Genomic DNA, 6872 nt, shown 5'->3' on the forward strand with positions numbered 1-6872 from the left:
CTCCCATGAATATTGAGAACGATCATACCCAGTTCTTCAGCAACTCGCACCACTACTTTGCTTCTGGCTTTTTTAACAGCACAAGCGCCTCAAGGTGTGCCGTCTGGGGAAACATATCTACCGCCGCCACTGATTCCAGCTGATAGCCGCCATCGTTGACCAGCACCCCCAGATCACGGGCCAACGAACCCGGATGGCAAGACACATACACCACCGACTTGGCACCACTGGCCACCACCAGTGGCAGCACTTCGCGAGCGCCGCTGCGCGGCGGGTCCAGCAACACCGCATCGTACCTGGCCTTGCCCCAGGGCCGCTGGCGCTGGCATTGGCTGAGATCCGCCACATGCAACTCCACATTGTCGATAGCGTTGGCAGCGGCGTTTTTAGCGGCCAGGTCAATAGCAGTTTGACTGCCCTCCACCGCCACTACAAAGCCTGCCCGCCGCGCCAGCGGCAAGGTGAAGTTTCCCGGGCCACAAAACAAATCCAGCACCCGCTCGCTGCCGTTGAGCTGCAACAACTGCAATGCCTGATCCACCAGGTGATTGTTCACCGCGCCGTTGACCTGCACAAAGCTGCCCGGCGCCACCTGCAGCGTCAGGTCACCACCGGCGACACTGTAGCTCAGTGGCTGAGCGGGATCAGACACCGGCTCCAGGGTGTCGATACCCCCTGACTGGCGGTACATCTGCAACTGGCGTTCATCACCAAAGGTTTGCAACCTGAGGCGATCCCGCTGGCTCAATTGCCCCAGCATGTGCACATTGACGGCGCTGCAGCCATCCATTGCCAGCAACTCAAGCTGGCGCACCCGCGCGCACCCGTCGAGGCTGGCCACCAGTTCAGCAAGCGGCTGGATCAGCTGGTCAAAAGGCGGCGCCAGAATGGGGCATTCGCCGATGGCCACCAACTGCTCGCTGCCAGACGCCCGAAACCCCAATTCGACGCAACCGGTTTTTTTCAGCCAGCGCACCGCCAGGCGCGCACGGCGCCGATACTGCCAGGGATGGCCGGCAATTACCGGCAACCATTTGCGCGGCGCAACACCGCCGATGCGCTGCAGTGTATTCAGCAACAGCTGCTGCTTGTGGTGACGTTGGGCGGTGCTATCAAGGTGCTGCAACTGGCAGCCACCACAGCGCCCGAAATGGCGACAACCGGGCTCAATCCGCTGTTCGGAAGGGGATATCACTTGCTGGGCCACCGCCAGGTCGAACTTGCCCCGCCGCTGCCGATAGCGGGCCAGTACCCGCTCCCCCGGCAGTGCACCGCTGACAAACAGAGTGCGCCCCTGATGGCGGCAAACCCCCTGGCCGTCGTGATTGAGGTCGACAATGTCCACCTCAACCGGCGCTGGCAACTCCTGCGCGGCAACAGGTCGCCTGCGCTGCCGGCGGCCGGGGCGCGGTGAGCGCGCCATCAGCCTGGATACACCGTGGCGAGCAGTGCCGCCAGCTGCTCCATCCCGCGCTGGTCCGCCTCGCTAAAACGATCCACTTGCGGGCTGTCGATATCCAGCACCGCCACCACCTGACCGCTATTGGCAATGGGAACCACCAACTCGGAATTGGACGCGGCATCACAGGCAATATGGCCATCGAACTGGTGCACATCGGCAACCCGCTGACTGCAATTGCTGGCCGCCGCCGTGCCGCACACACCACTGCCCATGGCAATGCGTGTACAGGCGGGCTTGCCCTGGAAAGGCCCCAACACCAATTGCTCATCACGACACAGGTAGAAGCCCACCCAGTTAATATCTGGTAGGCTCATCCACAGCAAGGCGGAGGCATTGGCGAGGTTGGCGATCCAGTCCGGCTCGCCTTCCAGCAAACCCTGCAATTGCAAATTCAGTGTGTCGTAGCAGACATTCATAGCGCTTTACCGGTAAAAGGCGGCAGTGTACCCGATTGGGTCATCAACACATAAAGGCAGGAGCCCGTGCCCATGGACTTTGACAACCACGCGAACTGGCGCCACTGGCTACTGCTGGCGGTTGCTGCGACAACCGCACTGGGCATGGCATTTATTGACCCCATCCCCCAGGACCTGGAGTATCACCAGTTTGCAGACGCGCGCCCCTGGCTGGGGCTGGCCAATTTTGGCGACGTGGCCTCAAACCTGCCCTTTGCCCTGGTGGGGTTTTGGGGATTGCGCTACCTATTGAAGGCCACCAACAGCACTGTTGCCGCCACCGAAAAATGCGCCTACCTGATATTCTTTGGCGGCGTGCTGCTGGTGTGCTTTGGCTCTGGTTACTACCATCTGGCGCCAGACAACCAACGGCTGGTATGGGACAGGCTGCCCATGACACTGGCGTTTATGGGGCTGTTCAGCGCCGTTGTTGGCGAACGTATCAATCCGACCCTGGGTCGGCGCTTATTGTGGCCCCTGGTGATGCTGGGGCTGGCATCGGTGATTTACTGGCACATCAGCGAGCAACAGGGGCAAGGCGACCTGCGACCCTACGCACTGGTGCAATTTCTGCCCATGATATTGATCCCCCTGATCCTGTGGTTATTCCCCGGCCGCTTCCGGGATTTGCGTCACTACATGGCTCTGGTGGGCTGTTACGCCCTGTCCAAGGCCTGCGAACACTGGGACGATGCCATTTACCAGCAGCTCGGCACTGTTAGCGGCCACAGTCTCAAACACCTGGCCGCAGCTGCGGGGGTGTTTTTGTTTCTTCGAGGTTTGAAACAACGCACAGAATGTAAAAATTCCTCATGACAAGCTGCCGAGGCACACCCAGGCAATTGATTCACAGCTCGTTATTGGGCACCATCTGCGCAGCTAACAATTCATAACAAAGCAGGGACTGCTCCCAATTTTGGAGCACTTTTAATGCAGTTCGATGAAGATTCCGCCGCTTCCGCCAGCTATCTAAAGCAGGCTGTTCCGTTGATGGTGCAGCGGCAAATACCCACCAATCCGGTGAATTTCGCGCTCTGGTACTCCCACGTCAAAAGTGCCAGCAGAGAGCTGAGCGAACGCCTGCTGTTTGAATTTCCGGCAGCCGGCACCTACGACCCGAAAAAAAGCCAGCAGTTGTTTTACGACTATTTTGTGCGCGACCACCTGCCGGAACAGGACGAAACCCAGGGGGCGGTGGCTGAGCTGCTATCGCAACTGTTCGACACAGTGAACAAGGCCAGCGAAGGCACCAGCCAGTACAGCGAATCCCTGAAAACCACCATTGCCGCCGTACAGAATACCGACGACCCCAAAGAGGTGCAAAAAGCCCTTAACAACCTGCTGCGGGATACAGACGCGGTGAACCGCTTGACCCAGGACTTTCAGTCTCACCTGGTGGAAGCCCGCCAGGAAGTGGAAAACCTCAAACAGCAATTGCAGAAATCGGAACAAACCGCCCTGCTGGACGAACTCACCCAAATCGGCAACCGCCGCGCCTTTGACCAGACCATCGCCCGCTGCCTGCAAGACAACAGCCAGCCCACCAGCCTGTTACTGCTGGACCTGGACCACTTTAAAAAATGCAACGATACCTACGGCCACGTTACCGGCGACCGCATTCTGGAAGAAGTGGGGGATATTCTCTCCGGCCTGAGTGAAGCGCACATTCACCCCATGCGCTACGGCGGCGAGGAATTTGCTGTTATCTGCGAACAACCCGCAGAACAGGCCGCGCAACTGGCGGAAACCATTCGCGAAAAAGTCTCCACCATCAGCGTGCGCCAGGCGGATAGCGGCGAAATCATCAACGACATCAGTGTGTCTGTTGGCGTCTCACAGGCCAGCGCCGAAGACAGCGCCGACAGCCTCAAAGAACGAACTGACAAAGCCCTCTATCAAGCCAAGGAATACGGCCGCAACCGAGTGGAAGTGGCGCAGCCAGTGCCAGGTTAATAAACCTGCTCCCGGAACCTTTCTGCAACCTGCAGGGCCAAAGGGCTTATTTCTGAAAGGAGCCGCTGACATGAAATATCTGGCAACCATTGCATTGCTGCTGGCAACTGCCTTGAGCACAACCACCAACAGTCTGGCCGATGACGACCTTAAACCAATAGACAGCCCCCTCACGTCAGGCTTTGACCACGTTGGCCTGACCGTAAAAGACCTGGCCGCCTCAACGGGGTTTTTCACAGAGGTTTTGGGGTGGAGAAAAGCGGGGAGCGACCCGAGCTACCCGGCCAATTTTGTCAGTGACGGCAACATGTTTGTCACCCTGTGGGCGGTACAGGACCGCGCCAATCAGACCGACTTCAATCGCAAAACCAATGTGGGCCTGCACCACTTGGCTATTAGTGTCGACAGCTTTGACTTGCTGAACAAACTGCACCGGCGCGCCAAAGCGTATCCGGGGGTGGTTATTGAATTTGCACCCGAGCCGTTCTACGGCGGCCCCGCCAAACACATGATGCTGCGCGAACCCAGTGGCAATCGGCTGGAGTTCAAGCACAGCCCGAAATAATCGCCATCAAATACCCAACTTCGCCAGCTGGTCCATCAACTGCCGCAACAAGCCAGCCACCTTCGGGTGGCGAGCCTCAAAATCTGCGGCCTGCTGATCCAGCTGTGAATGCACCGCCTGACTATCCACCTGACCGCCGTTATCCTCACTGACCAGCACCACGATATCTTCCATCAGCGAACCCAACATGTCTTTCACGTGCACATCGGTTTCACTGGCCTCCTGCAGTGAGTGGCGCAATTCGGCGATTTGCTGCTTCAATTCATCGTTTGTCATACGTACCCCTGTCAAACGTACCTCTGTCAAACATACCCCTATGGCAAGTATAGGCTACGAATCAGCGTCAGCAGGCCAATAGCAATAAACCCCGTACCGGCAATCACCCCCAGCACCTTGGGGCTCAACCACTGAGACAGCACACCACCGGCAATCACCCCAACACCGGTGGCCGCCACCAGCGCCAACGACGCAGCAACAAATACCAGCCAACGGTTAATCTCTCGGTCAGCGGCAAACAGCAACGTCGCCACCTGGGATTTATCCCCAAGCTCGGCAACAAACATCAAAGCAAAAATGGTGAACAATGCTTTCCAGTCCACAAGACCTCCCATGCAAGTATTTAAGGAACCTCTGTAGCACATTATGAAACATAGACCATAGAATCGCAGGATTAAACTTTGTGTATTTTCAGTGGCAAATCAGCAGGATTACGGGCAAGGCTGAAAGCCAACATCTTTCTTCGGTTTTGAAAAATTATTTACTGACGTTAACGTCAAAAGGAGCGTCATTCCCGCCTGCACGGGAATGACGAATTTGGGTGCGTTTAAGCACGATTGCCCTGGCGAAAAAGCCCTTGCTTCTGTACAAACATGTCTTTATGGTTCGGCAACTGCCAGCTTATATTCGTAGATTGACTGAAGGAATGGTGACTGACTCATTTTTGGGCCTCCATTCCACAAACACTGTTCGTATGTGCAGTATATTTTTCTCTGCAAATATCAAGTGATTGCAGCGGTCAAAACGGCCCGATTATAAGATCAAAAATATTTGATATAGATATTTTGACTTACAAATCAGCTGGTTAGTGCTTTGGCGGGAAGCCCGATAATATATTAAACGGGATTCCCGATAATAATTGTTATCGGGCCGAAGGCCCGTTAAACGAGCTGTTATACCTCAGCGAGTAGAGTATGAGTAAGGCGAATAAAAAGGCGGCACGGGAAGCGGCAATAAAAGCTGAGAAAGAACGACGAGAGGCCGAAAGGCTTTCAATGAGCCCTGTCAATCGCGACCAAATGATATCCTTAGTATCTAGTGTCGGTGCGCATATCGCTGAATACGGACACGAGTCCAATTTCAAACAAACCGACATATGGTTGGTTGAAAATGGCATAGATCTAGATGAAATGCATTCATTCCTAAATGGGGTCAAAATCAACGATGATTGGTCTCTACTAATGGACGGTGATCCTTACCAATTGTTTGGAAGTACTGAATCTCGTAAAACGTGGATGCCTTTGGAAAAAAATGAGCTTACTGAGCTGTTAAATTACGTTGACGATTTGGTACAGAAACAGGGTTGTAAGCATGATCACCAGCATACAAAAACCTGGCTTGCTCAAACTAATTACGATCAAAATGTTGTGATAGCATCTCTAATGGCTCATGGTGGTTTTTGTGATTGTGAGGTTGCTATGAACCTCGAAGAAGATGCAATTTATTAAGGGTCAATGGTATAACAAGTTGCTCAATTTGACGCCTGGCGGCGCAAATTAGCAAAGCGTTATATTGTCGAGAGTAAAATGGCATTAAGAGAAATTAGGATTAACTTTTATTCGGGAGATGGAGAGATACAAAAATCTCTAACTCAAGAAATTGGCATTCCATTTACTTTCTATATGGATGCATTGATGAGGGGGCGTTTTAAAGAATACTCTGGCCCTGAAGTTAAAGGAGTTAATATAGTTAATTTGAATCTTCATACGCCTGATAACTACAAAGAAATGAAAGAGAGATCTAAAGTTCCATTAAAGAATAAGTGGATAAAACTTTTAAATACTTATGAGTTTGATACTGAATTCAATCATGGGCAATTTCAGGGGATGCAAAAAGATAAGATAAAATCTGCATTCGACCTATTCATCTCATGTGCTGAGCTATCTGATCTTCCACAAATGTCAAAGCTAGTAGGGCATTTAAGGGAGTCATTTGGAAATCAGTCGATCGATGATGCAGTTGCTAAAACGGATGAATATTTAAGAAAACTAGGATTAATATAACAAATTAATCAACGGGACGCCTGGCGGCGCCCGTCATTAAGGCGTTGAAGGTGTAGAAAAACTCTAAAAACAAGGCGTTTTTTGCTAAAATATGGCATCTGATAAAGGACTCATTCCATGCCAAACTTCAAACCATACAACTACAACCAAGACGCCAT

The 6872-nt window shown here is 53.3% G+C and carries 9 protein-coding genes; 5 read left to right on the forward strand and 4 right to left on the reverse strand.

The genetic code is table 11. The features are described from left to right. Positions 1 to 52 precede the first annotated feature (52 nt). Together rlmD and ACVBEJ_RS13355 are read right to left on the reverse strand one after the other, a co-directional pair. On the reverse strand, positions 53 to 1423 hold the full coding sequence (gene rlmD, locus ACVBEJ_RS13350) for a 23S rRNA (uracil(1939)-C(5))-methyltransferase RlmD (protein WP_447130138.1): 1371 nt from the start codon (positions 1421 to 1423) through the stop codon (positions 53 to 55). Then, the gene (locus ACVBEJ_RS13355; RefSeq protein ID WP_447130139.1) at positions 1423 to 1878 is read right to left on the reverse strand and encodes a GAF domain-containing protein; all 456 of its coding nucleotides are present in this window, start codon (positions 1876 to 1878) and stop codon (positions 1423 to 1425) included. The genes rlmD and ACVBEJ_RS13355 overlap by 1 nt, the downstream gene beginning before the upstream one ends. Positions 1879 to 1950: 72 nt before the next feature. Between ACVBEJ_RS13355 and ACVBEJ_RS13360 the strand changes: the two genes are divergently transcribed. The 3 genes from ACVBEJ_RS13360 (at position 1951) to ACVBEJ_RS13370 (ending at position 4435) form a co-directional block, all read left to right on the forward strand. Further along, a complete protein-coding gene (locus tag ACVBEJ_RS13360) occupies positions 1951 to 2733 on the forward strand; it encodes a hypothetical protein (protein WP_447130140.1) in 783 nt (260 codons plus the stop codon). A 114-nt stretch (positions 2734 to 2847) separates the two neighbouring features. Continuing rightward, a complete protein-coding gene (locus tag ACVBEJ_RS13365) occupies positions 2848 to 3870 on the forward strand; it encodes a GGDEF domain-containing protein (protein ID WP_447130141.1) in 1023 nt (340 codons plus the stop codon). Positions 3871 to 3940: 70 nt separating this feature from the next. After that, the gene (locus ACVBEJ_RS13370) at positions 3941 to 4435 is read left to right on the forward strand and encodes a VOC family protein (protein ID WP_447130142.1); all 495 of its coding nucleotides are present in this window, start codon (positions 3941 to 3943) and stop codon (positions 4433 to 4435) included. Between the two features lie 6 nt (positions 4436 to 4441). Here the strand turns inward: ACVBEJ_RS13370 and ACVBEJ_RS13375 are convergent, their stop codons facing one another. Both ACVBEJ_RS13375 and ACVBEJ_RS13380 read right to left on the reverse strand, forming a co-directional pair. Next, on the reverse strand, positions 4442 to 4711 hold the full coding sequence (locus tag ACVBEJ_RS13375) for a DUF4404 family protein (RefSeq protein ID WP_447130143.1): 270 nt from the start codon (positions 4709 to 4711) through the stop codon (positions 4442 to 4444). A gap of 38 nt (positions 4712 to 4749) precedes the next feature. After that, on the reverse strand, positions 4750 to 5034 hold the full coding sequence (locus ACVBEJ_RS13380; protein ID WP_447130144.1) for a TMEM165/GDT1 family protein: 285 nt from the start codon (positions 5032 to 5034) through the stop codon (positions 4750 to 4752). A gap of 591 nt (positions 5035 to 5625) precedes the next feature. On the opposite strand from ACVBEJ_RS13380, the gene ACVBEJ_RS13385 reads away from it, so the two are divergent. Together ACVBEJ_RS13385 and ACVBEJ_RS13390 are read left to right on the forward strand one after the other, a co-directional pair. Then, complete coding sequence (locus ACVBEJ_RS13385; protein WP_447130145.1) at positions 5626 to 6159, forward strand: DUF2695 domain-containing protein; 534 nt, start codon at positions 5626 to 5628, stop codon at positions 6157 to 6159. A 78-nt stretch (positions 6160 to 6237) separates the two neighbouring features. Next, positions 6238 to 6714: a hypothetical protein gene (locus ACVBEJ_RS13390; protein ID WP_447130146.1), complete on the forward strand. Its 477-nt coding sequence runs from the start codon at positions 6238 to 6240 to the stop codon at positions 6712 to 6714. The last annotated feature ends 158 nt before the right edge of the window (positions 6715 to 6872 follow it).

The sequence above is a fragment of the Porticoccus sp. GXU_MW_L64 genome, assembly GCF_052983295.1.

What these genes read in the sequence shown, in the direction of transcription:
- rlmD (WP_447130138.1), bottom strand. Translation starts at nt 1,423, where the DNA reads ATGGCGCGCTCACCGCGCCCCGGCCGCCGGCAGCGCAGGCGACCTGTT.
- ACVBEJ_RS13355 (WP_447130139.1), bottom strand. Translation starts at nt 1,878, where the DNA reads ATGAATGTCTGCTACGACACACTGAATTTGCAATTGCAGGGTTTGCTG.
- ACVBEJ_RS13360 (WP_447130140.1), top strand. Translation starts at nt 1,951, where the DNA reads ATGGACTTTGACAACCACGCGAACTGGCGCCACTGGCTACTGCTGGCG.
- ACVBEJ_RS13365 (WP_447130141.1), top strand. Translation starts at nt 2,848, where the DNA reads ATGCAGTTCGATGAAGATTCCGCCGCTTCCGCCAGCTATCTAAAGCAG.
- ACVBEJ_RS13370 (WP_447130142.1), top strand. Translation starts at nt 3,941, where the DNA reads ATGAAATATCTGGCAACCATTGCATTGCTGCTGGCAACTGCCTTGAGC.
- ACVBEJ_RS13375 (WP_447130143.1), bottom strand. Translation starts at nt 4,711, where the DNA reads ATGACAAACGATGAATTGAAGCAGCAAATCGCCGAATTGCGCCACTCA.
- ACVBEJ_RS13385 (WP_447130145.1), top strand. Translation starts at nt 5,626, where the DNA reads ATGAGTAAGGCGAATAAAAAGGCGGCACGGGAAGCGGCAATAAAAGCT.
- ACVBEJ_RS13390 (WP_447130146.1), top strand. Translation starts at nt 6,238, where the DNA reads ATGGCATTAAGAGAAATTAGGATTAACTTTTATTCGGGAGATGGAGAG.